The following is a 25102-nucleotide window of genomic DNA, read 5'->3' as shown; positions in this document are numbered from 1 at the left end:
TACACACTATTCTACTCAAGAAGCACCGCTACCACTAACGCTTGCAACACCTCAATCGGCGGCGCGTGGCTCGACAACTTCGCGCCATGCAATGCGCCGGTCTGGTCGCAAACTGTCATTCATCTGATCAAACAGCTGGCAGATCGGTCGAATCTCATTGTTGGTGTAAACCCGGTCAATCTTTTCGATATCGCCGAATCCCCCGCTGTTTTCCGGGATGATCCCGGCCAACGCCGGGTTCATCCGCCACGCGGCGATGACGTCATTGCGAGTGATGTTCTTAACCTTCTCCAGCTCGTCTTTCGCCTGGAAGTCCCCCACCGGAATAATCTGGATCGCCTCCTTAGCCCCGCCCGGGATATTGACGAACATCGAGCGGAAGTTACCCACACCTTTGCTGGCGGTTATCTGGGCCTTCAGTTCGTCCTCGTCGTCTTCGCTCAAGTTCGGGTCATTGGTATAGAAGATGTAGCCCGCGTGGGCGCCGTTGCTGTAGTAGCGCCGGCGGAACAGAGTTGCCGCTTCGTTGAGCAGCAGCGCCTGCATGCCGCCCAGATAATCAGGCACGCCGTAGATGTTCTGTTCCACGTCGTAGTTCATGACGTGCTCGATCTCATCCTGGTCGAACTCCACTTCCTTGCCGTCCGGCAGCAGCATTACAAAACCACCATCCACTTTGACCCGCATGTTGATGGTCGGCAGGTGTTCCATCTCCAGCACTTGGTCAAAGGCGTTTCGATTGCGTAGGAAATACGCCTCGCCGAAAACCATAAAGTCGAGCGCCGCGCGGCTCATGGTCGCGATAGAGCACCCTTCCGACGGGATGAATTCACGCAGCAGCAGATTGCGCTTGAACCCGGGAATGGCGCCGTGGTGTGCGTTGGCGCGCAGCAATTTGGCCAACCCCTGGCGCGACACTGGGGGCGTATAGATCCGGCCGTCGTGCGTGGCAAACACGCCCAGGTATTGCCCGATGTTTTCGCTCAGTACCTGTTCGGGTGCGCCGAATGAAAACATCCGCGCTTGCCCGGGAGCTTTGGTTTCCGGTTTTTGCTGCCGCTTTTTTCGAGCCATTGTTTGCTGATCCAGTCATTGAGTAGCTGCTACGCCGCTGCTTGTTGGTATTGAGGGGTTCGTGGGCCAGGGCGTGCATGATCGCCCAGGCAATATCGGCATGGCCCGAGGCGTCGGTGCGCGATGCGCTGTAAGTAACTTGCCCGCCTCCCGTGGTGCCGCGCTTGATGGTCAGGAAGGCTTGAGCGATGTCGTTCCAGCCGGCGTCCCATTCGATCCGGCTCCCCTGAATCGTGTCCTGCGCTTTGAGTACGAGCGTGTTTTTCGTTTCGAGGCTGTAGTGAATCGAGGTCGCGCGCGGGTAAAAATCGCGCACCAGGTCAAACACTCCGTAGCCAATACCAGTGGTATCGATACCGATGTGTTGCACGTTGAAACGCTCGGTAAGTTTCTTGACCTGCTCGGCCTGGTACTTGAACGACTGCCCACGCCAGCTGTGCTTTTCCAGAATCCTGAACTTGGCACCAGGCTCCAGCGGTGGGGCAACGACCACGCAACTGGCGTCGTCGCGGGTACGGCTGGGGTCGTATCCGATCCACACGGGGCTGTTACCGAAGGGGCGGGGTTCGTCGGGATCGTAGTCCGTCCACAAGGCCAGGTCGGAGTAGCAGCGTTCCAGATCCGGCAGGGAAAAGGCACTCTGAGTGCTGTCGATAAACTTGCACATGAACAACTGTTCAAATTTGTCGCCGTCAAACTCCAGCCGCAGCTGCTCCAGGTCGAACCGGTCACAACCGCCCGCGATCGCGTCGAGGATGGTGATGACCTGGCGCCATTGACCATCGGGGCAGCGGGCACCAGCGGCAATTTGTTTTTCGCTTGGCCATGGATCTTTGGCGCTTTTGTGTTTGCCATTGCGAAACTTCTCGCCGGACCAAAATGGGTAGGCCTGGTGCGACACCGCGCTTGGTGTTGAAAAGTAGGTCTTGCGCCACTTCTTGTGTGTTGCCATGGCACTGGCAACGGTGTTCAGTTTTTCGAAGTCACGGATCCAGAAATATTCGTCGATGTAAACATGGCCGTGGTGACCTTGGGCGGTGCTGCTGTTGGTACTGAGAAAACGCAGCTCAGCCCATGGTTTGCCGTCTTTGCTCAACACAATCGGGTTGCCGGTCAGCTCCAGGCCAAACCATTCTTGTGCGAATGCGATGATGTAACTGCGGAAAATCTCGGACTGGGCGCGGCTTGCCGACAGGAAAATCTGGTTGTCACCAGTGAGCACGGCGTCCATGAACGCTTCGCCGGCAAAGTAGTAGGTCAGCCCCACCTGGCGGCTCTTGAGGATGTTTCGAATTCGGCAAGTCAGCGGGTTCTGTTTGGCCGCGAACAGATCCTTCTGATAGCCGTACATCTTGCTGATGAACTTATCGAGGAAGTCCACTTCGGTCAGTTCACTGACGTCGTTTTTTACTTTCTTCTCGCGCTTCCGGCCGCTCTTCTCGCCTCGCTCCCGACGTTCCCTGCGCTGTCCCTGCTGCTCTCCCGGATTATCCAATCCAGCATCAGTGGTCATTGCCGGCAACGGCTTGGCGGACTGTTTCAACAGCCGATCACGGACGGTCGTGAGTCGGTCAAGTTCGTCTAGCTCGCCTTTGGTCAGGGTGGCCGCTTTCTCCAGGATCAGGGTGATTCGCCGGCTAACCGCGGTCAGCGGTTCTTCATCCGACAGCATCTCGTCCCAGCCGCCCTTGGCGATCCAGTAATAGACGATTCGGATATTCGGCAGCTTGAGCTGCGCCTGAATCTCTTTCGGCTTGCAGCGACGCAGATAGAGGCGTTTGGCGGCTTCTTTGACTTCGATTGAATAGAGCATGGGCCGCAGTCTATGCGGCGAAAACCGGTAAAACGCGGTGTTAGATTCCGCACTCCTCCTAGATCGTGAAAATAGGAGGAACGCGAAAGCAAAGCGTTTGTTTGGACGCTTTCGGCTCCCTATCGTGGCGGCTCAAACCACCGATTGAGCGCAGTTAACGCCCATGCCCCGTTCCCTTGTTTCGTTATGGAAACGTGTCGCCACCAGCGGCACCACCGCCGATGGCCGCGAGATCCTTCCCCAGGAACTGCGCGATGTCGCCGAAACCTACAAGCCGTCGAAATACACGGCAGTCATCTGGAGCGAACACGAACGCTGGATGGGTTCCCACGGTACCGTCTACGCCGTCCGCCTGGTCGAGGAAGGCGAAGATCTGGAGCCGGGGCAAATCGCCCTTGAGGCACAGCTCAAGCCCAATGACAAATTGCTGTCGCTGAATGACCAGGGCGAAAAACTGTTCACCAGCATTGAGGTCACTCCCAACTTTGCTGGCTCGGGCAAAGCCTATTTGACCGGTCTGGCCGTCACCGACTCGCCGGCCAGCCTCGGCACTCAAGAGCTGTATTTCTCCCATAAAACCAGCAAGGCCGCGTATTTCGCCGCCTCGGTCGAACTTGGCCCCCTGATGGATGTTGAGCCTAAAGGCGACCTGGGCAAGTTGGCTGCAATGGTCACCAGCCTGTTCAAACGGTTCGGCATTGAAGAATCCCCCGCAGCACCCTCGCAAACCCAAACAGAGAGCAAACCCCCAATGGATGAAGCTACAGCCAAAGCGCTGGCGGCCCTGGTCGAGCAGTTGCTGCTTGTGACTGCCGGCATTCAAACCTTGATCGAGCCTGCGACCACTGACGTAGTGGTCGAGCAGGAACCGATTGATAACGTCGAAACTTCCGTTCAGGACATTCTCGACGCCGCTGAAGAAGAGCGCGAATTCTCCCGCCGCCGCAAAGGCGCCTCGACCACCACCGCGTTGGCCACTGCGATTGCCAACCTGGACAAGAAATTTAACACGCTGCTCAACACCCCGAAGGGCCGCCAGGTGCCGCGCTCGACCGGCGCGACTCACAGCCAAAAGCGGAGAGTCGTGTAAATGGCCACGCTGAGCAGTAACGCCCAAGAGCAGTTCGCTCTGATGCAGGACGATCTCGCCGAGACGTACAACGTCCAGGACGCCTCTCGCCAGTTCGCCGTTGAACCCGCAATCGCCCAGGAACTGAACGACAAAATCACCGAGAAATCCGACTTTCTGAGTCGCATCAACGTGGTTCCGGTCAGTGAAATCAAAGGTCAAAAGGTGATGATCGGCGTGACTGGGCCAGTGTCCAGCCGCACCAACACCAAAACGACCGACCGTGAAGCCAAGGACTTCAGCGATCTTTCGGGCCTGGACTATGAGCTGTTCCACACCGAATCCGATGTGGGGCTGTCGTTCGCCAAGATCGACAGTTGGGCCAAGTTCCCCGACTTTGCCGATCGCTACAGCGCGGCTGTGCAGCGTCAGATCGCCCTCGATCGAATCATGATCGGCTGGCACGGCACCCACGCGGCACCGCAGACCGACATCGTCGCGCACCCAATGCTTGAGGATGTGAACAAGGGTTGGCTGCAAATCGCCCGCGACCAGATTCCCGCGCAGGTACTCAAAGAGGGCAAAGCCGCCGGCAAAATCACCCTCGGCGCCGGCGGCGACTACGCCAACCTTGACGCCCTGGTGCATGACGTCAAACAGATGATTGATCCGGTGTTCCGTGATGCCGGCGATCTGATCGCGATCATCGGCAGCGACCTGTTGGCCAATGACAAAGGCAAGCTGTACGCCAAGCAAGGCGACACCCCGACCGAGAAAGAACGGATTGAAGGTGCCCAGGTGATCGCCACTTATGGCGGCTTGCCGTCCTTCCTCATCCCACACTTTCCAGCCACGGGTCTAGTGGTCACCAGTTGGGACAACCTGTCGCTGTACTTTCAGGACAGCAGCTGGCGCCGTCACCTGATCGAGAACCCGAAACGCTCCCGCGTTGAAGATTACAACGGCCGCAATGAGGGCTACGTGATCGAGCAACTGGAGAAATTCGCGGCCATTGAAGCGGCCAACCTGGAACTTCTGCCGTGAGCATCGCACTCGCGCACAAGCGGCGTGTTCTGGCATTAGGCCCGGCGGCGGTGGGAGCCGCCGAGCCGTACAGTTCCAGCACCGCACTGGCCAGCCCAGCCAATGCGCAAAAGCACCTCAAGCTGATGGAAGGCGCGCTGGCAATCGATCTGGAACGCCTTAGCGAGATGAACAACCTCGCCAGCCGCCAGCAGCTCAAACGCGACGAACTGCTGCCCAAATACATGGACTACGTCGAGCGCTACCGCGATTCCGGGCTGAATCACCCGAACTCGGTACTGGTGCAAGTCATGGTCTGGCTGTTCGACACCGAGCAGTTCGAATTGGGCCTTGAAGTGGCGATGTTCGCCATTGGGCAAGGGCAACCCATGCCTGAGCGTTTCAAACGGGACATCCCAACCTTCGTTGGCGATGCGGTGATCGAGTGGGCCGAAAACGAACAGAAGTGCGGGCGCAACCCCGAGCCGTACCTGAGCAACATGCTGCCCTTCGTGGATGGTGAATGGGATCTGACCGAACAGATCCCGGCCAAGTACCACAAGTTGATCGGCATCCGTGCTCTCGACGCCAAGGAATGGGCGAAAGCCATCACCCACTTTGAACGCGCCACTGAATTGCACCCCGGCGCCGGTGTGGGCACGCGCCTGGAAGGCGCTCGCAAAGCGCTGGCAAAAGAACTGGCTACCAACGCCGCCGAATAACCCGACTACCCCCCCGGCGAGAAACTGTGGATGTGAGCCAACCATTTATGGCCCTGACCCACTGAAACAGTTTTCCCGCCCCTATTCGAGTGCCCAGCAATGAGCTTTTCAGGGAAACCCACGACCTTTGTGGAACAAGCGATCGAGAACGACGGCTTCTGGCCGGACCTCTCCGTGGCCGAGTTCCAGAAGGGTTACCGCCTGCCGGCGGAGTACCTGGTAGAAATGCTGGTCACTGATCTGACCACGGCGATGATCGAGGTCAACACCGATCTGGCCAAGCTCAAGGCCGGATGGTCTGCCCTTGGCGTGTCCTCCGTGGAATCTGCTGATACCAGGGTGCTGCCCGAGCGCACATTTCAAGCAGCGACGTACAAACGCGCCGTTTACACGCGGGCCAAATCCAGCCTGTTGACCCAGTTCGCCACCGTAACCCGTCGCGAAAGCGCCGAGAACACAGGTAAGGAACTGCCAGAAAGAGCGGAAATCTTTCTCGCTTTCAGCCAGGCCGCCGTCCGCTCTCTGCAGGGCCGTGGCCGCATCACGGCGGTGTTGCTGTGATCAAGCTCCGCGCCCTGACCACCTACCTGATCGAGCGCCGCCTGGTCGAGTCCGAGCAGCTCGACAGCTGGACCAACCAGGTGGATCTCGAACTGATCTGGAAGCCCGACGTCGGTGGCATGCGCATGGGTGACATGCGCTACAGCGCCACGATCGCTCTGGAGCGTTTCGCCGACCACCCGGGGCGTCTGATGGCATTGGTGGGCAGTTGGCTTGAGAGCAACGACGACGACCGCGACGAACTGCCGGCGGCGAAGTTCGACATCACCATGCTCGACAGCGATTTGGCCGACGTCGATATCACCCTCGAATTCATCGAGCCGCAATACCTGGCCGAGGATCAGGAGGGCGAAATCGAGGGTTTCGGTAAGACCTGGTCGTTCATCCCGTTTGACCTGTGGATCGCTGAACACGGCGAGGTGTCGAGCCATGGCCGGTCGTAGCAACGTCGACCTCGACATCAGGGGATTCCTGGGCGCGCAGGAACAGCTGGCCCTGCTCAGCCTGCCGCCACAACTGCGCCGGCGGTTGTTGAACAACGTCTCCAAGCGCGTGCGATCGATGAGCCGAAAGCGCGTGCGCGACCAGCAGAACCTGGACGGCTCGCCGTTCGAGGCGCGCAAGGGGTCAAGCAAGGGCAAAAAGAAGATGGAAGCCGGTCTGACCAAGCTGATGCAGGTCACCAGCGTCAGCGCCGACGAAGCCGTACTCGGTTGGAAAAACGCCCTGACCAGTTGGGTCGCGGCGCAGCAACACAACGGCGTGAGTGAACGCCGCACCGCTGCGCAGATGAAGCAATGGAACAGGGTGCCTGAAGGCCTTGCCGCCACTGAAAAGCAGGCCAAGCGTCTGCGAAAACTGGGTTTCAAGGTTCGCCAGAAGGGCAAAAAGTCACTGACCAGGCCGTCCGTGGCCTGGATTCAAGAACACGTCAACTACGCCAGGGCGGGGCTACTGATCCGCATCCTGGACGACGAAAAAACCGAGAGCAGCGGCGCACAAAGCTGGGAAATCACCTTGCCCAAGCGCCAATTCATCGGCGTCGGCACCGAAGGCGATACCGCCTCGCTGCTGAACCAGGTGCTCCAACAAATCCTTAATTCACCCCGCTAGCGAGGCACTGCATGGCACTCGGCAAAGTCAGCGTTAACAACCTCAATCTCGGCCAAGGTGCCGTGACTGAGATCGAACGCTATTTCCTTTTCATCGGCACCGCCGCCAAAAACGTCGGCCAGTTGCTCGCCCTTAATACCGACAGCGACCTCGACGGTTCGCTGGGTATTCCGGCCAGTGATCTGAAAACCCAGATCACGGCGGCACGTCTCAATGGCGGCGATCGCTGGGCGTGCCTGGCCGCTCCGATCGCGGCCGATGGTAGCTGGTCCGAAGCACTGACCAATGCCCAGCAAAAAGGCTTCTCCGTCGAGGCGGTGGTGATTACTACGCCAGTGGAAGCCGGCAATGAACTGTCGGTCATGCATGACGCGGCGATCGCACTGAACAACAACTTTGGCCGTCGCGCTTTTGTCATGGCGGCAAGTGTCGGCATCACTGTGCAGCAGACCTGGGCGGAATACCTGATCGAGCAGAAGGCGATCACCGCCGATCTGGCTGCGCCGCGTGTCCTGGTCGTGCCGCAGTTGCACGGCAATGACCTGGGCGTGCTGGCTGGCCGACTGGCCAACTCCGCCGTGAGCATTGCCGATAGTCCGATGCGCGTGGCGTCTGGTGCTCTGCTGGGCCTGGGCCCCGTTCCCGTCGACAAGGAAGGCGTGCCGTTGCCGTCCGCCATCCGCGCCGAGCTGGACGCCGCACGTTTCTCCGTGTCGCAAACCTATGCCGATTACCCGGGCGTGTTCTGGGGCGACGGCAACATGCTCGATGCGCCTGCCAGTGACTTTCAGGTGGTCGAGTACCTGCGCCTGGCCGACAAGGCCGCTCGCCAAGTTCGTCCGCTGCTGATCCGCCGTGTCGGTGATCGTCGCTTGAACAACTCGCCCAACAGCATGGCTGCGGCTATCAGCGCATTCATGAAGCCGCTGCGCCAGATGGCCAAGTCCACCACCTTCGCCGGCGAAGTGTTCCCGGGCGAGATCGAATCGCCGAAGGACGGCGACATCGTCCTGGTGTGGCACAGCAAAACCAAGGTTGAGATCTACATCAAGATCCGGCCGCTCAACTGCCCGAAAGACCTCACGGCAAACATTGCCCTCGACCTTTCCAGCGAAGATTCGGAGTAATCCTTATGTCCCGTATTGGCGGTAAAAACTTCGACATCAACCTGGGTGATCTGCAGATCCATGTCGAAAGCTGCACCTTGGATATCACCGACAACACCGCCGTGGCGCAAACCCGTGGCGTGCCTAACGGCACCGTTGACGGCGATGTGTCTGCCAGTGGCGAGTTCGAGTTCGACACCAACAACTTCAACCTGCTGATCGAGGCGGCACGCTCTGCCGGCAGCTTCCGCCAGTTGGAGCCTTTCGACTCTGTGTTCTTCGCCAAAGCAGGCGATGAAGAGCTGCGCATCGAGGCCTTCGGCTGCAAGTTGAAGGTGTCCAGCCTGCTCAGTGTCGACCCGAAAGGCGGCGAAAAAACCAAGCACAAGGTGCCGTTCGACGTTTCCAGTCCGGACTTCATCCGTATCAACGGCGTGCCATACCTGGCCGCGGCCGAGATCGAGGGCCTGCGCTGATGGTCTGCCCGTTCGACCGCGCCCAGGCATTGGAGCAACGCCAGCGTGATCAGGCGATCGCCGCTCAGCTGGCCCGCATGCGGCCGATCGGGCCAAGCCTGACCCATTGCGAAGACTGCGATCAGCCGATCCCGGAAAAACGCCAGGCGCTGGGCGGTATGACCCGCTGCGTGCCGTGCCAAACCATTTTTGAGAAAGAGGTTCTGCGATGAGCGCGAATCAGGTCGCCCAGGACACCGCCGTTGCCTTGGCCAAGGCGTCGCCCGCAATCGGCGTGGCCGCTACAGGTGTGACGGGCGCCGTCGATTGGTCGGCGGTCGCCTACATGCTGACCGCGCTCTACATGGTGCTGCAGATCCTTCTGCTGATTCCCAAGTATCGCCAGATGCTGCTCGACTGGAAGGGCAAGTCGTGAGCCTTCGCACCAAGATCGCCACCGGCGCCATTGTGCTGGCCAGCGCGCCTTTGCTCGCGTTCCTGGGCAAGTGGGAAGGCAACCGCGAAAACGTGGTGTACGCCGATAAGTTGGCCCGTGGTCTGCCTACGGTGTGCAAAGGCATCACCCGTTACACCAGTCCGTATCCGCTGATCGTCGGTGACTACTGGTCGCCGGCACGCTGTGCCGAGGTGGAGCAGCTGGTGACCGAGAAAGGCCAGTTGGCTCTGGCGGACTGCCTGAGCAATCAGGCGATCGGCCAGAAGACTTTCGACGCCCTGAGCAGCCATGGCCACAACTTCGGTGTGCCCAGTACCTGCGCCAGTCGGGCCGTCGGCCTGATCAATGCCGGCCGTATTGCCGAGGGTTGCAAGGCGTTGGCCTGGGCGCCGGATGGCAAAACACCGGTGTGGTCATCGGTCACCGATGCCCAGGGCCGCAAGCAGTTTGTACCGGGGCTGCACGCTCGCCGGCGCGCCGAAGCGGCGATGTGTGCGGAGGGGCTGTGATGCTCCGCGAGATCCTGTTTCCGCTGCTGGTTTGCCTGGCGGCGTTCGTTGGCTTCGACATCCTGCAGGGACAGCGCGACACCGCCCGGGCAGAACGTGATGCAGCCCAGTACGAAGCCAGCGGCCTGCGTGAAGCGGCCCGAATCAGCGGCGAAATGATCGCCGCCCGAGACGCGATCGACCGTAACCGTATCGAGGAACTGAACGATGCACGCACTGAAATCGATGCTTTGCGCCTTGACGTTGCCGATGGCCGTCAGCGGCTGCGCGTCAAAGCCACCTGCAGCAGCACCCCGTCAAACGCCACCGGCGCCGGCGGCGTGGCTGATGCAGGTACCGCCGAACTCGCAGCAGACGCTCGACCGGATTATTTCACCCTCAGAGATCAGCTTGCCCTCAGCAAGCAAATGATCCTGGGCCTGCAGGACTACGTCAGCCAAGTGTGCCTGCGCTGACCCGAATCACCCCTCTAACCCAACCACCAAAACGGACATGAACATGAGCCAGATCCAATCCCGCGACATCACCCTCGAAGTCGGTACCAAGGAATTCACTTTCAACCTGACGCCCCAGGATGTGACCAAGTACTTCAACGCCATGACCGCCAACAACAAGGTGGCGCCGTCTTTCAACTTGCTGAGCAGCACCGTGCTGCCGGCCGAGAAAGCCGACCTGCGCGAGCTGATGGCCAACCCGGTGATGACCATGCAGATCGCCGGTGCGCTGCTCGAGGAGTACGCCCCTGACGTCGAGATCATCGTAAAAAAGCCCTCGAGCACGCTGACCGCCTGACCGAGGACGGGCTGGGCCAGCTAATGGCCCTGACCAACCGTTGGCTGCCTGGTGCCGAGCCCACCATTGAGAACATGGGCACGGCCAAGTGGCTGGAAGACGAACACTGGAAGCGCATGGAATTTGCTGTGGCCAACGGCATTGCCCATGCGCTGAACGGATAGGACACACATGGCCGACCGTAGCGCCCGCCTGGACTTCATCCTGGCCCTGACCGACAAGGTAACTGCACCGTTGGGCAAGGTGAAAGCGGGTTTTTCCGACCTTACCGAGCAAAGCGAAAAGAACATCAAAACGATGGGCATGGGCTTGGCCGGTGTCACGGGTGCTTTCGTCGGCATCAACGAATCGCTGCAGCCTGCGTTGGAAATGAACCGCGCCCTGGGCGAGGTCAAATCCTTGGGCGTGGCCGAGGACGCGCTCACGGCGCTGAATCAAAAATCCCTGGAGTTCTCGGTGGCCTATGGCGAGAACGCCCGGGATTTTGTCGCTTCGGCGTACAGCATCGAGGGTGCCATTAAAGGCCTGACCGGCAACCAGCTCGCCACTTTCACCAACACCAGCAACTTGCTGGCCAAGGCCACCAAGTCCGATGCCGAAACCATGGGCGCCTATGTGGGCACCATGTACAACCTGTTCAAGGGCCAGGCGGACGCCATGGGCAAAGGCGAGTGGGTTGAAAAGCTGGGCGGGCAAACGGCCCTCGCGGTTCAACTGTTCCGAACCGACGGCGCTCAACTCAAGGACGCTTTCAAGGAAGTGGGCTCGATCGCCACCGCCGCCGGCGTGGACATCGCCGAGCAGTTCGCGGTGATCGGCTCGCTGAGCAGCACCATGGAAGGCGGCGATGCCGGCGGCCGCTACAAGGCGTTCTTCGAGAACCTGGGCGCCGCCTCGGAAAAGATGGGCATGACGTTCACCGACTCCAACGGCAAAGCGTTGCCCATGCTGCAGATCATGGAAAAGCTGCAGGGCAAGCTCGGCGACCTGACCAGCGCGTCGGCCAGCGCCAAGCTGACGGAGGCGTTTGGCGGGGAGGGTGCGCAGGTGATCACGTCCCTGGCCAAGGACACCGATCGGCTGCGCAACGGCATGGACAAACTGGGCAAGGTGCGCGGCCTTGAGGACGCCGAGAAAATGGCCAAAGCCATGGTGGATCCGTGGCAACAGTTCGGTGCGGCCGTCGAAGGGCTGCGCATTGCCTTCGGCCAGGCGCTGATCCCGATCCTGACGCCCCTGATGGCCAAGCTTTCCAGCATTGCCGGCACCATGACTCGCTGGACTCAAATGTTCCCCAACATCACCCGGGTGATCGGCATTGTCTCGCTGACGATCTTGGCGCTGATTGCCGTCATGTCATTGCTCACCTTTGCCGTCGGCGCCGGCCGCATGGCTTGGCTGGCGATGGTCACTGTCTGGAAAGTGGTGCAGATGATCAGCCTGCGGACAACGGCGGTTTTTCTTCTGCAGAAGCTGATGATGCTGACCTATATCACCGTGATCGCGTTGCTGACCGTGGGCTTAGGGCTGGTACGCGGAGCGATGCTTATGTGGCAGGGCGCCATCTGGCTCGTCAACGCCGCGATGCTGGCCAACCCGGTCGTGTGGATCGTGATCGGCGTTATGGCCCTGGTCGCTGCTGTGATCGCCGCTGTCGTGTACTGGGACGAATGGACCGCCGCGCTGATGAACAGCGAGGCGTTCAAGTGGGTCAGCGATCAGCTCACCGCGCTGTCGGACTGGTTCACGTCCATGGGCGGCTGGAGTGGCATGGCCAAGGCCGCTTGGGACGGCATCGTCGCGATCTTTCACAAATCGATCAACAGCCTGATCGAGATGTTGAACAAGATCCCGGGCGTCAACATCGAGACCAAGTTCGGCGCTATGCCCGAGGTGCCCGGTACCGACATCGGCGTCAACAACGTGGACGCCTCTGCAGCTGCGCAAAAAGCCCAACAGACCATCAACGCGGCCATTCCAACCCTGTCGCCTGCGCGGCCCAACGCCGTGCCGCCGGGTGGCCTGCTGACCAGCATTCAAAACAACAACAGCAGCCAGAACAAGGGCACCCATGTGGAAACACTGAACATCAACACCGCCAAGCCCATGACCCCGCTGGAGCTCGAAAACATGATGAACATGGCGGTACCGGGATGAGCGAATACATCGACCTGCTGATCCACGACAACGATCTGGTGCTCGATCCGTCCCGCCAGCCCGAGCTGATCGATGACCGGGCCAGCATCGCCCAGGACATCGCCCACATGATCCGCGACAGCGGCCTGCTGGTGACGTTGGTGGCCGAGCGCAACCGCCTGAAACAGCGCGACTGCATTCAGCAATTGGAGCTGCTGGTTGAGGCGGACGAACGCCTCGTACCGGGTACAGCACTGATTACCCAGCTTGAGCCTGGACAGTTCCTGGTGACGGCCACAACCCTGAAATTCGGCAGTATCGAGGTGACGTTGTGAGTGACGTGGATTTCAAACAGGCTCTGTCCGATGCCGGCATTCCCACCACTGAGGCTGGCCTGCGCCAGGCGTGGGAAGCGGAAGTGATCGCCCAGGGCAGCAAATTGAGCAATACCAGCACCTGGTCGCCGTTTTGGCGGGTGGTCACCGCGTTGGTGACCAAACCCGTGCTGTGGATTATCGACTTTTTTGTCGCCACGGTACTGCCGAATTTCTTCGTCAAAACCGCCGTAGATGCCTGGCTCGACATGCTGGCCTGGGGTGTTAACGTCGAACGAAAGGGCGCGACCAAAGCCAGCGGCCTGTTGCTGTTCACCCGGGTCGCCCCGGGCGGCGCGCTCGAGGTCGCGAAAGGCACGGTGGTGCAGTCCGCCGCGATCAATGGCCACGTTTACCAACTGGTGACCACGGCGGTCGGGACTTTTACCGATGGCCTGATGCAGTTGCTGGTACCGGTCGAAGCGGTAGACGTTGGCAGTGGCTTCAACTTGGCGCCCGGCTATTACGCCGTGTTGCCGGTGCCGATTCCAGGCATCGCCCAGGTGGTCAACGCGGAGGGCTGGTTGACCACACCAGGCGCGGACAGGGAGCCCAACGACGAGCTGCGTCTGCGCGTGCGAAATCAGTTCTCGGCGGTCAACCAATGGCACACCGACGCGGTGTATCGAGCGATGATTTCCGCGTTCCCGGGCGTGCGTCCGGATGGCGTGTATTTCGAGCATGGCGCCCCACGTGGCCCGGGCAGTGCCAACGCCTTTGTGCTGTTCGATGCCGACGTGCCTGCGGCGACTTACCTAGAGCAAATCAACTCGCACATCCGGGACCAGGGCAACCATGGCCACGGTGACGATCTGCTGGTGATGGTAATGCCGGAAACCCTGCACGCGTTGCGGGTGACCCTCTGGCCGCGCTCCACCCTGAGCGATGCCCAGCGGCAAACCCTGCAGGACGAAACCGCGCTGTTCATCCGCGCGGCGTTTCGCGAAAGCACCACCAGCGACTACCAGCCGACGCTGACTTATCCACAGTCGCGCTTTTCATTCAGCCGCCTGGGTGAAGAGCTGCACCAGCAATTCCCGGGGATCGAGTCATTGCACTTCGACAACGACGACATCCTGTCAGAGCTGAAAATCCCCCGGATCCAGAGTCTGGAGGTGCTGACCAATGATTAAGCTCGAGCTGAAATTCTGGTTGGCCGGTACCGAGCTGACCAAGCTCAAGGACGCCGCGCAGTCCTGGTGGGGCAAGGTCGAGGGCTGGTTGCGCTGGCCGCTGCTGCAGCTGGACGCTGACACCTGCCATTTGACCATGCTCGATTTGCTGGCTTGGCAGCGCGACATCACTCGCTTCAAAGGCGAGCCAGAAAGCATGTACCGCTTGCGCGTGAAGTTCGCCTTCATCAACGCGGTCGACGCCGGCAGCACCGCCGGGATGAAACGCATCCTGCAGCGCCTGGGCGTCGGCTACATCGAGATCGAGGAGCGCATGCCCGATCGGGATTGGGACGTCGTGCTGCTGCGTTTCTCCGACACCCAGCTTTCACAGAACCCGGAACTGCTGCGGGTTTTGATTCAGCAATACGGCCGCACCTGCCGCCGTTATGACTTCGTGACCATCACGCCGGTGCCGTTTCGCATCGCGCTGGTCGACTTCAACGACGACCAGCAAACGCTGGTTGCCAGTCTTTAGGAGCCCCCATGGGAGCCAGTATTACCCTTGCGGGTGAAAGCCTGATCGCGCAGAAACACGCCGCCCAGCTGGGCCTCGATGTCACGCGCTTTATTTTTGCCAACGTGCCCGGGCTTGACCCGAGCGGGCCGGTGGATCGCGCCGCGTCGAAACCTGCCGCCGCGCAGATCGTTCACGTTTACGACATTCCCAAGGAAAACGCCGGCTACGTGAACCCCAACCAAGTGGTCTACAGCTCGCAGATCGGCTCCGACGTCGGCGACTGGGACTTCAACTGGATCGGGCTCGAGACGGCCGAGGGCGTGCTGTTTGCCGTGGCCTATGTGCCGCTGCAGATCAAGCGTCGCAACATTCCGCCGCTGCAGATCGGCAACAACCTGACGCGCAACTTTCTGGTGGCGTTCGACGGTGCCCAGGCGCTGACCGGCATCACGATTGATGCCAGCACCTGGCAGCACGACTTCACCGTGCGCTTGGCCGGCATCGATGAGCGTGAGCGATTGAGCAACCGCGACGTCTTTGGTCGTGCGTGTTTCTTCGGCGCCTCGCTGCAGTTGGTGAAGGTCGGCAGCGCTTATCAGCTGCAACCGGGCAGCGCCTACGTCGAAGGCATTCGCCTGGTGCGCTCTGCCGCGCTTGCGGTAGTGCCGCCGGCATTCCCCACCACCGCGTGGCTGGACGTCTCCCTGCAGCGCGAACTCAGCGATGTCGTGGCCAACTGGAACGTGGTGTTTGCCGCCGATCGCCCTGACTACACCGACAGCGCCGGGGTACGCCATTACTGCGTGGCACTGGCGGATTTGCCGAACGCCGGCACCATCACCGATCGCCGAAGTGTCGAGCTGATCGACGGGCCGCTGGTGAAGCACTTCGCGGCGCGCACGGGTGATTACGAATACCTGCGCGCACGGGCGACCACCAAAGAAGACGTGGACCTGGGCAATCTGCCGAACGCCAAGAGCGACGACCCCAGCACGAACAGTAGCGAGATTCTGGCTACGACGGCGGCACTCAACAGACTCCAGCAACAGGTCGGTGAATCGTTAACGGGCATGGTGGCTTCGTTCGCGATGAGTACAGCGCCATCTGGCTGGCTCAAGTGCAACGGCGCCGTGGTGTCGCGCACGACATTTGCCAGCCTCTTTGCGCGTATCGGTACGGTGTTTGGGGCCGGTGACGGCACCAGTACCTTCGGCGTACCTGATCTGCGTGGCCTGTTTCTTCGCGGCCTGGACGATGGACGCGGTATCGATGCCGCTCGGGTACTTGGTGCTTATCAAGAAATGATGCATCAGTCCCACACTCACACCGCATCGGCCGGTGCAGATGGCAATCACATCCACGGCGCGTGGACTGATTCGCAAGGGGCGCACACCCACGCAACTGCAGGCGCGCCCGGTATTGGTCAAGGTGCGCCCGGCGTCAACTCGGTGCAACAGTCGAGCGGTGCGCATGAAACCGCATGGGCTGGAGCCCACTCGCACAACGTAGGTATGAATGGCAGCGGAAATCACTCTCACGCGATCACCGTTAATGCTGCCGGCGCCGCCGAAACGCGGCCAAAGAACGTCGCCCTCCTTTTCTGCATCAAGTATTGAGACCGAGCATGACCGAGAAACTTGTTTATCAGACCGACCACCTGGGGATGTTCATCGGCACCGCTGCGGCTGACGAATCGCCTCTTGAGCCTGGTGTGTACCTAATCCCCGGCGGCTGCGTTGAAACACCCCCACCTGCTGCTCCCGAACATCAAGTTGCTTGCTGGAACGGCGAGAATTGGCAACTGGTGGACTACTTGGGCGGCGTGGTGGTCTACAACACGGAGTCCGGCGAGCCACGCCCCCTGGAAGGATTTGAGCGGGTACCGTCCGGATACACCATGAAAAAGCCCGGACCGAATCAGGTCTGGAAAAACGGCGCTTGGGTGGATGACATCGACGCAGTGTTGACTGCACTGCAGGGCCAAAAGCTGCTGATGATCGAAGCGGACTACACGGCTTTTGTCGCCGGTGGCTTCAACTCCAAGGCTTTGGGTGAGGTACACCGCTATAGCAGTGCCATCGATGACCAGGTGGATCTCAATGGCCAGGTGCTGCTGGGCGTGGACGACGTTTACCCATGTTGGGACGCCGAACAGGTGAAGGCATTCCGACCGCACACTATCGCCCAGTTGCAGCGCGTCAGTCAGGACCTGGTGCGTTTCAAACAGGGTGCTCAGCAGCACGCGGACAGCTTGCGTGAAACCTTGGACAAAGCTCGGCAAAGCAAAGACCTCAAGATGATGAAAGCCGTCACCTGGAAGCTTTCGGCATGACCTGGTCACCGGTGACCATGCGCTGGCCAGAACAAGCCACGCAATGGATGGAAGGACTGAGCGCGGCTCAGGACCTGGCCGGTGGCGAGTTGGCCAGCACTGCGTTACGTCTGGCCAGCCTCGACGGCATGACCAGCACGAACCCGGGGCCAGTCGGTGACGCGGCGAAAGGCGCGATCGCCGCCGGCCGTGCAGCGATGGCGGGGCAGTTGGGTGAAGCGCCTGCTTGCCTCGTGGTGACGCCGTTCCAAAGCGGCATTGGCCAGGGACGCGGCAATCAGCGTTTTCTGTCTGCGCCGAATCTGCTGCAGCAGCTGGCCGGCAAATTGATCGACACCACCGACACCGGTCGGCCGACCGGACCGCAGTACGCGCTGTCACTGATGTTCCTGGGCACCAATTACGCCCAGCTGGCCGCCACGCTGTCGCGCTTCAATGCGCTGCTACCGATCCCGGACCTGGTACGCACCGAGCGTCGGGCCGAACATCTGTCGACGCTGGAGACAGACAAGTGGGTGATCCCCAGTTCCGGCCCGCTGCCGCGTTGGCAATCGCTGCCGCTTGAGCGCTGCACGTTGGTCAAAGCTGCGAAGCAATCGATGTCCGGCCAACTGGCGGTGCTTGAGAGCTACGCGGCGGACAGTTCACCGATGGCTGATCTGGCAGCGCTGGCCGCACGCAAAGCGGCGCAGCAGCAGGGCCGGGATCAACAGCTGAATGACCTCAAGGCGCTGCTGGCCGGAGGCTCGGCCGACACCAGCATGCGCGCACGGCTGATCGGTCCGGGCGATGTCAATGAACTGCGTCGCTCGCTGCTCGAGGGCGAAGCACCAGGTCATGAGTGGGTGCTGTCCGCCGGCGTGCTGCTGGTGGGGTCGCTGGAAGGCTTGAGCTTCGTGCGGGAGCTGGTCGGCCTATGACGCTATTACTCGACGGCGAGCAGGTCCTGGGCAAACGGATGAAGATCACCGCTAACCTGCGCATCGAAGCTGATGACCTGTCTGGTCAAACCAGCAACACCGAGACTGCCCACAAGGGCTTCAAGCCGAAAACCCTAGCGGTGTCGCTGATGATTCCCTTCGTCGATGCGGTGCAGATGCGCACGATCATGCGCTTGGCCGAGGCCACGGCCGGCGGTGGCCAGCTCAAGATGTACCGGATCGTCAACGACACCGCCGCCGCGTTTGGCATTCGTGAGGTGCAGTTTTCGGACGGTGTCAGCGCCCGGGAAGACGACACGCTGGCCGCTTGGCTGGTCCAGTTCACACTGTCGGAAAAAGCCTCGAACCCCGAGAAGGTTGAACAGCGACGGGCAGCGAACGGCGTCAGCGCGCAATCAGCACCCGGCCAGGCGGTCGGCGGCGCCGCAGGCGGCGCGGCCGGTGGTGGGACTGGGAGCGAGGCCCAAGAACTGAGCGGCTTTGAAAAGACCCTCAAGAAGCTGGATGACTACCTGGCGCCCAAAACATGAAGCTGCATAAGGTTTTGACGATCGCCGGCCAGGTCTACCCTCTGATCAAGGACGAAGTGCGCCTGGACATCAAAAGCCCTGGCCGTGCGACGTTCACGGTGCAGGCCGGCGAATCGTTGAAAGGGCTGGTGACGCTGGATATCGGCTACAACGAGCGCACGCTGCAGCGTCACTTTCTTGGCTACGTCGAACGGTCGACCGCCGCCAACAGCACCCAGCAGCTGGTGGCTTGCCGCGAGTTGTCCTGGATCCTGGCCAACCCGTTGCCGCTGAACCTGCGTCACGTCGACCTGCAGGCGGTGCTGGCCGAGATCAGCGAGAAAACCGGGCTGGGCTTTCGGGTTCCGGACAAGGCTTATGCCAAGGTCAAAGCGCCGTATTTCTACAGCCTGGCGGCGGGCTATTTGGCGATGGACAGTCTGGCCAACGTCTTCAACATCCCCGACTTCATCTGGCAGCAGCAGGGCGACGGCGAAGTGTTTGTAGGCAGTTGGGCCGACAGCTTCTTCGGTACCCGCACTGCGCTGCAGCTGCCGGTCGAACTGTTCGACGGCTACCAGGGCAATCAAAGCGCGGTGATCGCGCCCCTTCCTGGGCTTCGACCAGGTGCAACCATCAACCAAGGCGAACGAATCACCAGTGTGACGCTCGCCGGCAACCAAATGGCGATCAAATGGACGACGCAATAAAGCGCAGCGTAGCGCGCCAATTTCCTGAATTGAGTGGCGGTTACCACCTGCCGCGCTTTGGCCGCGTGGTTGCGGTACCGGATGCGCCGGCGGCGCCCGGGCTGTGTGACGACTTCCGGCCGCGCTTTGGCGTCGACGTCGAAGTGCTGCTGGCCGATGGCGAGCCTGATCCGGATCTGCCGATCCTCGAAGGCCTGCCATTGCCGGCGCCGATGGGCGGGCAAGAAGCGGGGATGTTTGGCTTTCCGGAGGAGGGCACGACGGTCGTGATCTGTTTCGCCTATGGCCTGCCGCACAAGCCGTTCATAACGCAGATCCTACCGCACGGTCTGAGCCTGCCCCGGGTGCCGAAGGGCGACCAGGTGTGGCAGCACAGCGAGGCTTGCCAACAGCGCGTCGACGCGGACGGCAACTGGTTGCGCCAGACCGATGGAAAGATCCAGGACAAGGCGATCGAGCGCGAGGTCGAAGCCCTGGGCAACACTGAGGCCTTCCAGAATCACACCAGGACGGTCGACGACCATTCGACCGAGACGGTGGGTGGCATTAAGAAGATTGAGGCGCTGGGCGCGCTCAAACTGCTCTCCGGTGGGTCTGCGAGCCTGGCGGCGGTGGACGATCTGCACCAGGCTACTGGGCGGGATCTGAACCTGGTCGTGGGTCAAAAGCACAACGCCACGGTAGGCGGCGATATGCAGGAGCGGATCGAGGGGTTGCGTAAAAGCGTGAGCGTGATTAGTCAAAAGTTGGAAGCGCCAAAGACCTGGATCGGTTCGGCGAATGTCAACGTGCTGCAAGTGCTCTGTGACCTGCTCGATCTGGTTCAGCAGATGAACTCCCAACTGGCGGCGCACACCCACCTGCCTGGGCCAACGCCGGCGCCGACCGATGCAACGGCATTTCAGGCGAAAGCGACAACGGCCCTACAGTTAATTATGAAACTTAAACCAATTATACTTTGATTATTTCGCAAGCGTACTATTTATTAGGTTGTGCGTTAGACTCGTTAATTGACTGGCTAAAAGCATCGCCTTTAGCCTGAAGTGCATCAGATGCATCAACTACTTCATGCTTCAAAGCATCGTGCCACATCCACAATATCGATATTGTCATTAACGACTCATCATTTGGGAACGCTCTGATCAACGCTTCTGTTGCATAAATCAAAGAAAGGCTGGTGCACTGTATCGGCTCTATAAGTCCTTCATTTGACGGGCCTGTTAACAAGAGATCTTTGTTAGACATCGATGTTCCCAGCTTGAAGCCAATACTGTCTATACCAGCATGTACGTACTGGCTGGCGAAGCTGAAGTGGTTTCGCAACAAGTCTAATTCTACGAATGTTTCTATTGTCGTAAAAGGTAACTTTCCTTTTGAAGTGTCTCCCAGCGCTTTACGAGCCCAACCAAAGCTCTGTCCAAAGGGACTTCCGTATAGCTCTATTATCTCTTCTTTCTCTGTCTTGAATTTTTCCAACTGTTCGGCCGGGATAGGTTCAAACCCCAGCTTGTTTTTGTTGTACTTATTGGCAGTCTCAAAGCGGATGATTTTTTGAAAGTCTAGGAATCTAGTTGACAGATCTTCATCGCCTTCGCAAATGAATTTGGTGATTGTCGAAGTTTCGTGAAGCGTTCTCCATCTTGCAAAAGCACCATCAGCAAAGCCACCATGCAATAAGTGGGAGATTTCATTGCCGATTTGAACGCAGCGTGCGTGTAACCTTGTTGCTATATTGAATTTCTTATTTTTGATGAGCGGTAAATAAGATTGGTCTCTTCTTAGCTCATCGACGATTTCCATACAAATGTAAATAAGGCTGTCGAGTCTCTTTAGTGGGGTTTCCCAAGTATTAAAAAGACGTTTCCTAAATTCCTCAAAAAAACCATAGTGTTCAGATAGCAGTTCATCCTTACCGGTATCTAGTGACTGATACAGATCGCGAGAGAATAAACCGATCAACTCTTCTGGGTATTGCTCAAAAAGATCTGTGAAATTTTCAATCTCGTCTGAGTTTAAATTCAAACCATCTACTAGCTTGCGGAACAATCCTGCATCCGAGTGTTTTTTGCTCGCGTCATCGCTCACTGCGTCGCTCCTTGTCATGGGTGAATTGTGAGCCTAGAAGGATCGGTCCAGCTCCGCAACCGACCGGGTGTCAGGTGGATTTTACGACCCATAGCTGATCAAGTTTTGTGGTGAAACTCTGACTCATCATCTCCCGCCGCATCCCCCAATCAGGCGTTGCCGGAACACCTCCAGTACGCAGTGTCCCCCGACCCCATCGCTGATTGATCTCATCCAGCACACTCATGACCTTTTCGGCCGCTTGCGGTTGCGTCTGGGCGAACAGGTCGTCAGTGAATTCCCCGGGCTGGCGTAGATCCATCAACAGCACTTCGGCCTTACTGTATTTGAAGCCAGGTCTAAATAGGCGTTGAACCGCCTCGGTCGCGGCCTTGGTTAACAGGCGGATATCGTTCGTCGGGTAAGGTAATTCAACCATCGCACCGTTGGCGTATTTGGCTTCCTCCGGACTAAACATGCCGGTGCGGATGCTGACGCGCAGTTTCTTGCACAGCGAGTTCTGCGCTCTCAGCTTTTCCGCCGCACGCTGCACGTAGGTGGCGACCGCTTCTTTGATCGGCTCGATGGTTGTCAGACGCTTGCCGAACATGCGGCTGCTGCAGATCTCCTGCTTCGCCGGTTCGGCCTCGGTGAGTTCCAGGCACGACGTTCCGGTCAGCTCGCGTGCGGTCTTTTCGATCACCACGCTGAATTTCTGCCGAAGCGTCCACGGATCGGCTTTCGCCAAATCCATCGCAGATCTGATTTGCATGGTTTCGAGATGCGCTTTCATGCGACGGCCGACGCCCCACACTTCGCCCACGTCTGTGTTTCGCAGCACCCAATCGCGCTTGGCCGGATCACAGATATCGACGACGCCGCCCGTCTCCGCCTGCAAGCGTTTCGCGGTGTGGTTGGCGAGTTTGGCCAAGGTTTTTGTGGGAGCAATGCCGACGCCTACCGGGATGCCCGTTCCTTTGTAGACGGCGGCGCGGATCGTTCGGCCAAATGCGGTGAGGTCACCGGGAATGCCAGTCAGATCCGCGAAGGCCTCATCGATGCTGTACACCTCGACGGTAGGCACCATCGATTCGATGATGCTCATAACCCGTTCACTCATGTCGCCGTACAGTGCGTAGTTGCTACTGAACACCTGCACGCCGTGCTTTCGCAGCCCGTCTTTGATCTGGAAATACGGCGCGCCCATTTTCACGAACGGTTTGGCGTCGTAGCTGCGCGCGATGACGCAGCCGTCGTTGTTGCTCAGGACGACGACTGGTGTCTTGGCCAGGTCCGGCCGGAATACGCGCTCGCAGCTAGCATAGAAGCTGTTGCAGTCAATCAGGGCAAAGACCGGCTCACGGCTTGGCATGATCGCGCACGCTGTATGTCACCACACCCCAGATCAGCAGCTCGTCACCCTCCATCACATAGCGAGGCGGGTACTTGGTATTCGCGGACATCAGGATGATGGTGTTATCGCGGATGTGCAGGCGCTTGCAGATAGGTTCGGCGTTGAGACCAGCGATGACGATATCACCGTGCTCGGCGTTCAGGCTGCGATTGACCACCACCATGTCTCCGCAAAAGATGCCGGCACCTTCCATGCTGTCGCCCTCGATCTTCGCCAAGTAAACGTGCGGCGCGCGGATCTCGAACAGCTCGTCCAGGGAAATGTGCTTTTCGATGTGATCGGCCGCCGGCGACGGAAACCCGGCAGGAATTCGAAAGGAATAAAGCGGGAGCTTTGCGCCTCCCTCCGACAACGGCCCAACGATAGTGACACTCATGATGCGAACCTGGTGAGAGATTGACTGTATACCCATACAGTAAACTCGGAGGCCCGCGCGTGGTCAATGCTGTATGTAGGACATTTCGACGGGTGACACCATGTGCGGACGTTATTCGATATACGAGTCGATGGATGAATATCTCAGGGAGCTGGCTCCCCATCAGTTAGTAATCAATGGGTACGACCTGTGGGCCATCGATCGCTACAACGTCGCGCCCTCCACTCGCGTGGAAATCATCCGGCCGGTTGATGGTGGCCTGAGCGTCGACAAGGTGCGGTGGGGATGGTCGCCGTTCTGGGCGAAAGGCAAGCGGCCGGATCCGATCAATGCGCGGGTGGAAACGGTGACCTCCGGAAAGTTCTTCAAACAGCTGTGGCCGAATGGTCGAGCGATCGCGCCGGCCAATGGCTGGTTTGAGTGGGTGAAGGATCAGGATGATCCGAAGAAAAAACAACCTTACTTCATCCGCTTGAAAAGCCAGGCGCCAATGTTCTTCGGCGCGCTTGCGCAAGTTACGCCAGGGCTTGAGCCTAACGACCAAGATGGATACGTGATCATCACCGCAGCCAGTGACCAAGGCATGGTGGACATCCACGACCGTCGGCCGCTAGTGCTGGATCCTTCAGTGGCCCGCGAATGGCTCGAGCCGGATCTGCACCCAGAGAGGGCCGAGGAAATCGCCAAGACTATGTGCCGGGCTACGGAGGACTTTGAGTGGTTCAAGGTGGATCGGGCTGTGGGCAACGTACGCAATCAGGGGCCGCAACTGATCGTACCGCTTGAACAAATGGATTAACGCGCCAGGCTGAGAAATTTGGCGCTGTAATAAAAAAACGAAAGAAAAAGCACTTATCCCCCTCCCGCCGACGGGCTCTGCATGTTTTTTTTGTGCAAATCGAACAGCGATGCAAATCCATATGCGTAGCAGGCGGGCCGGGGGGCGTGAGCGGGTGAGACAGATTGCACACTGTGCAAACTTGAGAAAGGAATTGAAGTTGTTTCACACAGCAGAGCTGAAGGCAGCAAATCTACCGACGAATCTGGAACGCCCGGCCTGCAAGGAGACGGCTAAAAAAAACAGCCTGTTTGAGATGTTTTACGTTTTCCAACGAGTCGAATTTCGAGAAGTTTCTAGCCGCTGTAATCAGCGTGCAAACCGGCCACAGCCTAAGCAATTCAAGGGCCGCAGCCTATGAAGTGCGTTTCAAAGATTGTCAGCGAATAAACCACCACATGGTCAGCACAACCACTACGATCCAAGCGGCAGCCATCAGAAATTCGAGAGCGGTGAGGCGATAACGGCTCATTGCAAAAACCTCCCGATCAAAGCGACTGTGGCTTGCCTTTGGAAATGGGATACCCGGGCTGTAGAAGAGCGGCAACAGAAACCACAAGATCGTCCAGTGACCAGGGCTTGTGCAGGTAGACAGTCCCCCGTGGCAGCGTTGTTGGATCAATTAAATATCCCGAAGTCAGGATCGCAGCAACCGCTGTCCAACGTTCCTTCGCCATTTCAATGAACTCAATTCCCTGAATCTGACCAGGCAACGACTCGTCCACGATGACCAGCGGGAATTTGCCGTGGCTCTCCAGCATGTGAGTTAACGCATCGTCAGCGGTTTCGAACGCCAATACTTCCGCACCTACTTCAGCCAGGATGTCAGCCATGAGCGGGCGAAGGGTTGCATCATCCTCAACAACGATGACGGTTCCCTCAATCGGCAAAATTCCTTCCCAATTCACGTTCACTGACCGTTCCTTACTCGTGACAAATTCACAGTACCGAAAGGACAGCTTAGGTTCTTTTCTGTTCGGTGTAGGATGGCGTTTCTTTTCTTTTTGTGACGCAGGGAAGGTATGGATATCAAGCAGCTTCGACACGGTAAGCGCGTGAGCGTACCGCCGGAAAAGGCGGTA

General features: G+C 59.1%; 31 protein-coding genes. 25 read left to right on the top strand and 6 right to left on the bottom strand.

The genetic code is table 11. From position 1 onward, the window contains the following. Positions 1 to 51: 51 nt before the first annotated feature. On the bottom strand, positions 52 to 903 hold the full coding sequence (locus ACZZ0B_RS29445; RefSeq protein WP_463546872.1) for a phage portal protein: 852 nt from the start codon (positions 901 to 903) through the stop codon (positions 52 to 54). Beyond that, on the bottom strand, positions 830 to 2887 hold the full coding sequence (locus ACZZ0B_RS29440; RefSeq protein WP_463546871.1) for a terminase large subunit domain-containing protein: 2058 nt from the start codon (positions 2885 to 2887) through the stop codon (positions 830 to 832). The genes ACZZ0B_RS29445 and ACZZ0B_RS29440 overlap by 74 nt, the downstream gene beginning before the upstream one ends. 163 nt (positions 2888 to 3050) lie before the next feature. Between ACZZ0B_RS29440 and ACZZ0B_RS29435 the strand changes: the two genes are divergently transcribed. From ACZZ0B_RS29435 to ACZZ0B_RS29320, 24 genes are all read left to right on the top strand, one after another. Further along, positions 3051 to 3977 (top strand): GPO family capsid scaffolding protein, encoded by a 927-nt coding sequence (locus ACZZ0B_RS29435; protein WP_463546870.1) that lies wholly within the window; start codon positions 3051 to 3053, stop codon positions 3975 to 3977. Next, positions 3978 to 5000 carry a phage major capsid protein, P2 family gene (locus ACZZ0B_RS29430; RefSeq protein WP_463546869.1) on the top strand — a complete coding sequence of 341 codons (1023 nt, stop codon included), beginning with the start codon at positions 3978 to 3980 and terminating at the stop codon, positions 4998 to 5000. Next, positions 4997 to 5701 carry a phage terminase small subunit gene (gene gpM, locus ACZZ0B_RS29425; RefSeq protein ID WP_463546868.1) on the top strand — a complete coding sequence of 235 codons (705 nt, stop codon included), beginning with the start codon at positions 4997 to 4999 and terminating at the stop codon, positions 5699 to 5701. The genes ACZZ0B_RS29430 and gpM overlap by 4 nt, the downstream gene beginning before the upstream one ends. Before the next feature lie 99 nt (positions 5702 to 5800). After that, entirely contained in the window at positions 5801 to 6262 is a 462-nt protein-coding gene (locus tag ACZZ0B_RS29420) for a head completion/stabilization protein (protein ID WP_463546867.1), read from the top strand. Next, positions 6259 to 6705, top strand: coding sequence for a phage tail protein (locus ACZZ0B_RS29415; protein ID WP_463546866.1), 447 nt, complete (start codon positions 6259 to 6261; stop codon positions 6703 to 6705). The genes ACZZ0B_RS29420 and ACZZ0B_RS29415 overlap by 4 nt, the downstream gene beginning before the upstream one ends. Next, complete coding sequence (locus ACZZ0B_RS29410; protein WP_463546865.1) at positions 6692 to 7375, top strand: phage virion morphogenesis family protein; 684 nt, start codon at positions 6692 to 6694, stop codon at positions 7373 to 7375. Before ACZZ0B_RS29415 ends, ACZZ0B_RS29410 begins: the two co-directional genes overlap by 14 nt. Positions 7376 to 7386: 11 nt before the next feature. After that, positions 7387 to 8502 carry a DUF2586 domain-containing protein gene (locus ACZZ0B_RS29405; RefSeq protein WP_463546864.1) on the top strand — a complete coding sequence of 372 codons (1116 nt, stop codon included), beginning with the start codon at positions 7387 to 7389 and terminating at the stop codon, positions 8500 to 8502. A 5-nt stretch (positions 8503 to 8507) separates the two neighbouring features. Then, the gene (locus ACZZ0B_RS29400) at positions 8508 to 8957 is read left to right on the top strand and encodes a phage protein (protein WP_064381012.1); all 450 of its coding nucleotides are present in this window, start codon (positions 8508 to 8510) and stop codon (positions 8955 to 8957) included. Beyond that, positions 8957 to 9169 (top strand): TraR/DksA family transcriptional regulator, encoded by a 213-nt coding sequence (locus ACZZ0B_RS29395; protein ID WP_463546863.1) that lies wholly within the window; start codon positions 8957 to 8959, stop codon positions 9167 to 9169. The genes ACZZ0B_RS29400 and ACZZ0B_RS29395 overlap by 1 nt, the downstream gene beginning before the upstream one ends. Then, the gene (locus tag ACZZ0B_RS29390; RefSeq protein WP_064392730.1) at positions 9166 to 9372 is read left to right on the top strand and encodes a hypothetical protein; all 207 of its coding nucleotides are present in this window, start codon (positions 9166 to 9168) and stop codon (positions 9370 to 9372) included. Before ACZZ0B_RS29395 ends, ACZZ0B_RS29390 begins: the two co-directional genes overlap by 4 nt. After that, entirely contained in the window at positions 9369 to 9902 is a 534-nt protein-coding gene (locus tag ACZZ0B_RS29385) for a lysozyme (RefSeq protein ID WP_463546862.1), read from the top strand. The genes ACZZ0B_RS29390 and ACZZ0B_RS29385 overlap by 4 nt, the downstream gene beginning before the upstream one ends. After that, positions 9902 to 10357, top strand: a complete 456-nt coding sequence (locus ACZZ0B_RS29380) for a lysis protein (RefSeq protein WP_463546861.1) — start codon at positions 9902 to 9904, stop codon at positions 10355 to 10357. Before ACZZ0B_RS29385 ends, ACZZ0B_RS29380 begins: the two co-directional genes overlap by 1 nt. 43 nt (positions 10358 to 10400) lie before the next feature. Then, positions 10401 to 10694, top strand: coding sequence for a putative phage tail assembly chaperone (locus ACZZ0B_RS29375; RefSeq protein WP_253484979.1), 294 nt, complete (start codon positions 10401 to 10403; stop codon positions 10692 to 10694). Positions 10695 to 10717: 23 nt separating this feature from the next. Continuing rightward, positions 10718 to 10858 (top strand): DUF6890 family protein, encoded by a 141-nt coding sequence (locus ACZZ0B_RS29370; protein ID WP_163005298.1) that lies wholly within the window; start codon positions 10718 to 10720, stop codon positions 10856 to 10858. 7 nt (positions 10859 to 10865) lie between these two features. Continuing rightward, positions 10866 to 12851, top strand: a complete 1986-nt coding sequence (locus tag ACZZ0B_RS29365; protein WP_463546860.1) for a phage tail tape measure protein — start codon at positions 10866 to 10868, stop codon at positions 12849 to 12851. Continuing rightward, positions 12848 to 13165 carry a DUF2590 family protein gene (locus ACZZ0B_RS29360; protein ID WP_123533180.1) on the top strand — a complete coding sequence of 106 codons (318 nt, stop codon included), beginning with the start codon at positions 12848 to 12850 and terminating at the stop codon, positions 13163 to 13165. Before ACZZ0B_RS29365 ends, ACZZ0B_RS29360 begins: the two co-directional genes overlap by 4 nt. Continuing rightward, on the top strand, positions 13162 to 14337 hold the full coding sequence (locus ACZZ0B_RS29355) for a baseplate J/gp47 family protein (protein ID WP_463546859.1): 1176 nt from the start codon (positions 13162 to 13164) through the stop codon (positions 14335 to 14337). Before ACZZ0B_RS29360 ends, ACZZ0B_RS29355 begins: the two co-directional genes overlap by 4 nt. Next, positions 14330 to 14854 carry a phage tail protein gene (locus tag ACZZ0B_RS29350; RefSeq protein ID WP_123533176.1) on the top strand — a complete coding sequence of 175 codons (525 nt, stop codon included), beginning with the start codon at positions 14330 to 14332 and terminating at the stop codon, positions 14852 to 14854. The genes ACZZ0B_RS29355 and ACZZ0B_RS29350 overlap by 8 nt, the downstream gene beginning before the upstream one ends. 8 nt (positions 14855 to 14862) lie before the next feature. Continuing rightward, positions 14863 to 16452: a phage tail-collar fiber domain-containing protein gene (locus ACZZ0B_RS29345; protein WP_463546858.1), complete on the top strand. Its 1590-nt coding sequence runs from the start codon at positions 14863 to 14865 to the stop codon at positions 16450 to 16452. An 8-nt stretch (positions 16453 to 16460) separates the two neighbouring features. Next, on the top strand, positions 16461 to 17168 hold the full coding sequence (locus ACZZ0B_RS29340) for a hypothetical protein (protein WP_463546857.1): 708 nt from the start codon (positions 16461 to 16463) through the stop codon (positions 17166 to 17168). Further along, positions 17165 to 18088: a hypothetical protein gene (locus ACZZ0B_RS29335; protein ID WP_463546856.1), complete on the top strand. Its 924-nt coding sequence runs from the start codon at positions 17165 to 17167 to the stop codon at positions 18086 to 18088. Before ACZZ0B_RS29340 ends, ACZZ0B_RS29335 begins: the two co-directional genes overlap by 4 nt. After that, entirely contained in the window at positions 18085 to 18639 is a 555-nt protein-coding gene (locus tag ACZZ0B_RS29330; protein ID WP_463546855.1) for a baseplate complex protein, read from the top strand. Before ACZZ0B_RS29335 ends, ACZZ0B_RS29330 begins: the two co-directional genes overlap by 4 nt. Continuing rightward, positions 18636 to 19328 (top strand): hypothetical protein, encoded by a 693-nt coding sequence (locus ACZZ0B_RS29325; RefSeq protein WP_463546854.1) that lies wholly within the window; start codon positions 18636 to 18638, stop codon positions 19326 to 19328. The genes ACZZ0B_RS29330 and ACZZ0B_RS29325 overlap by 4 nt, the downstream gene beginning before the upstream one ends. Next, entirely contained in the window at positions 19313 to 20290 is a 978-nt protein-coding gene (locus ACZZ0B_RS29320) for a hypothetical protein (RefSeq protein WP_463546853.1), read from the top strand. The genes ACZZ0B_RS29325 and ACZZ0B_RS29320 overlap by 16 nt, the downstream gene beginning before the upstream one ends. 16 nt (positions 20291 to 20306) lie before the next feature. On the opposite strand, the gene ACZZ0B_RS29315 is transcribed toward ACZZ0B_RS29320, so the two are convergent. The 3 genes from ACZZ0B_RS29315 to ACZZ0B_RS29305 form a co-directional block, all read right to left on the bottom strand. Continuing rightward, a complete protein-coding gene (locus tag ACZZ0B_RS29315) occupies positions 20307 to 21413 on the bottom strand; it encodes a DUF5677 domain-containing protein (protein WP_463546852.1) in 1107 nt (368 codons plus the stop codon). A 70-nt stretch (positions 21414 to 21483) separates the two neighbouring features. After that, positions 21484 to 22764 (bottom strand): Y-family DNA polymerase, encoded by a 1281-nt coding sequence (locus ACZZ0B_RS29310; protein ID WP_463546851.1) that lies wholly within the window; start codon positions 22762 to 22764, stop codon positions 21484 to 21486. Then, positions 22751 to 23182: a LexA family protein gene (locus ACZZ0B_RS29305; RefSeq protein ID WP_463546850.1), complete on the bottom strand. Its 432-nt coding sequence runs from the start codon at positions 23180 to 23182 to the stop codon at positions 22751 to 22753. Before ACZZ0B_RS29305 ends, ACZZ0B_RS29310 begins: the two co-directional genes overlap by 14 nt. Positions 23183 to 23282: 100 nt before the next feature. Between ACZZ0B_RS29305 and ACZZ0B_RS29300 the strand changes: the two genes are divergently transcribed. Next, complete coding sequence (locus tag ACZZ0B_RS29300; RefSeq protein WP_463546849.1) at positions 23283 to 23981, top strand: SOS response-associated peptidase family protein; 699 nt, start codon at positions 23283 to 23285, stop codon at positions 23979 to 23981. 527 nt (positions 23982 to 24508) lie between these two features. Here ACZZ0B_RS29300 and ACZZ0B_RS29295 read toward each other — a convergent pair. Further along, the gene (locus tag ACZZ0B_RS29295) at positions 24509 to 24934 is read right to left on the bottom strand and encodes a response regulator (protein ID WP_463546848.1); all 426 of its coding nucleotides are present in this window, start codon (positions 24932 to 24934) and stop codon (positions 24509 to 24511) included. Positions 24935 to 25102 lie beyond the last annotated feature (168 nt).

It is taken from the genome of Pseudomonas sp. AC247 (assembly GCF_979258015.1).
The sequence above is the reverse complement of the archived record's forward strand: the minus strand, read 5'-3'. Positions and strand labels throughout refer to the sequence as shown.

What these genes read in the sequence shown, in the direction of transcription:
- ACZZ0B_RS29380 (WP_463546861.1), top strand. Translation starts at nt 9,902, where the DNA reads ATGCTCCGCGAGATCCTGTTTCCGCTGCTGGTTTGCCTGGCGGCGTTC.
- ACZZ0B_RS29410 (WP_463546865.1), top strand. Translation starts at nt 6,692, where the DNA reads ATGGCCGGTCGTAGCAACGTCGACCTCGACATCAGGGGATTCCTGGGC.
- ACZZ0B_RS29330 (WP_463546855.1), top strand. Translation starts at nt 18,085, where the DNA reads ATGACGCTATTACTCGACGGCGAGCAGGTCCTGGGCAAACGGATGAAG.
- ACZZ0B_RS29350 (WP_123533176.1), top strand. Translation starts at nt 14,330, where the DNA reads ATGATTAAGCTCGAGCTGAAATTCTGGTTGGCCGGTACCGAGCTGACC.
- ACZZ0B_RS29370 (WP_163005298.1), top strand. Translation starts at nt 10,718, where the DNA reads ATGGCCCTGACCAACCGTTGGCTGCCTGGTGCCGAGCCCACCATTGAG.
- ACZZ0B_RS29420 (WP_463546867.1), top strand. Translation starts at nt 5,801, where the DNA reads ATGAGCTTTTCAGGGAAACCCACGACCTTTGTGGAACAAGCGATCGAG.
- ACZZ0B_RS29395 (WP_463546863.1), top strand. Translation starts at nt 8,957, where the DNA reads ATGGTCTGCCCGTTCGACCGCGCCCAGGCATTGGAGCAACGCCAGCGT.
- ACZZ0B_RS29345 (WP_463546858.1), top strand. Translation starts at nt 14,863, where the DNA reads ATGGGAGCCAGTATTACCCTTGCGGGTGAAAGCCTGATCGCGCAGAAA.
- ACZZ0B_RS29310 (WP_463546851.1), bottom strand. Translation starts at nt 22,764, where the DNA reads ATGCCAAGCCGTGAGCCGGTCTTTGCCCTGATTGACTGCAACAGCTTC.
- ACZZ0B_RS29320 (WP_463546853.1), top strand. Translation starts at nt 19,313, where the DNA reads ATGGACGACGCAATAAAGCGCAGCGTAGCGCGCCAATTTCCTGAATTG.
- ACZZ0B_RS29360 (WP_123533180.1), top strand. Translation starts at nt 12,848, where the DNA reads ATGAGCGAATACATCGACCTGCTGATCCACGACAACGATCTGGTGCTC.
- ACZZ0B_RS29375 (WP_253484979.1), top strand. Translation starts at nt 10,401, where the DNA reads ATGAGCCAGATCCAATCCCGCGACATCACCCTCGAAGTCGGTACCAAG.
- ACZZ0B_RS29405 (WP_463546864.1), top strand. Translation starts at nt 7,387, where the DNA reads ATGGCACTCGGCAAAGTCAGCGTTAACAACCTCAATCTCGGCCAAGGT.
- ACZZ0B_RS29435 (WP_463546870.1), top strand. Translation starts at nt 3,051, where the DNA reads ATGCCCCGTTCCCTTGTTTCGTTATGGAAACGTGTCGCCACCAGCGGC.
- ACZZ0B_RS29390 (WP_064392730.1), top strand. Translation starts at nt 9,166, where the DNA reads ATGAGCGCGAATCAGGTCGCCCAGGACACCGCCGTTGCCTTGGCCAAG.
- ACZZ0B_RS29440 (WP_463546871.1), bottom strand. Translation starts at nt 2,887, where the DNA reads ATGCTCTATTCAATCGAAGTCAAAGAAGCCGCCAAACGCCTCTATCTG.
- ACZZ0B_RS29430 (WP_463546869.1), top strand. Translation starts at nt 3,978, where the DNA reads ATGGCCACGCTGAGCAGTAACGCCCAAGAGCAGTTCGCTCTGATGCAG.
- ACZZ0B_RS29335 (WP_463546856.1), top strand. Translation starts at nt 17,165, where the DNA reads ATGACCTGGTCACCGGTGACCATGCGCTGGCCAGAACAAGCCACGCAA.
- ACZZ0B_RS29400 (WP_064381012.1), top strand. Translation starts at nt 8,508, where the DNA reads ATGTCCCGTATTGGCGGTAAAAACTTCGACATCAACCTGGGTGATCTG.
- ACZZ0B_RS29300 (WP_463546849.1), top strand. Translation starts at nt 23,283, where the DNA reads ATGTGCGGACGTTATTCGATATACGAGTCGATGGATGAATATCTCAGG.
- ACZZ0B_RS29325 (WP_463546854.1), top strand. Translation starts at nt 18,636, where the DNA reads ATGAAGCTGCATAAGGTTTTGACGATCGCCGGCCAGGTCTACCCTCTG.
- ACZZ0B_RS29365 (WP_463546860.1), top strand. Translation starts at nt 10,866, where the DNA reads ATGGCCGACCGTAGCGCCCGCCTGGACTTCATCCTGGCCCTGACCGAC.
- ACZZ0B_RS29340 (WP_463546857.1), top strand. Translation starts at nt 16,461, where the DNA reads ATGACCGAGAAACTTGTTTATCAGACCGACCACCTGGGGATGTTCATC.
- ACZZ0B_RS29305 (WP_463546850.1), bottom strand. Translation starts at nt 23,182, where the DNA reads ATGAGTGTCACTATCGTTGGGCCGTTGTCGGAGGGAGGCGCAAAGCTC.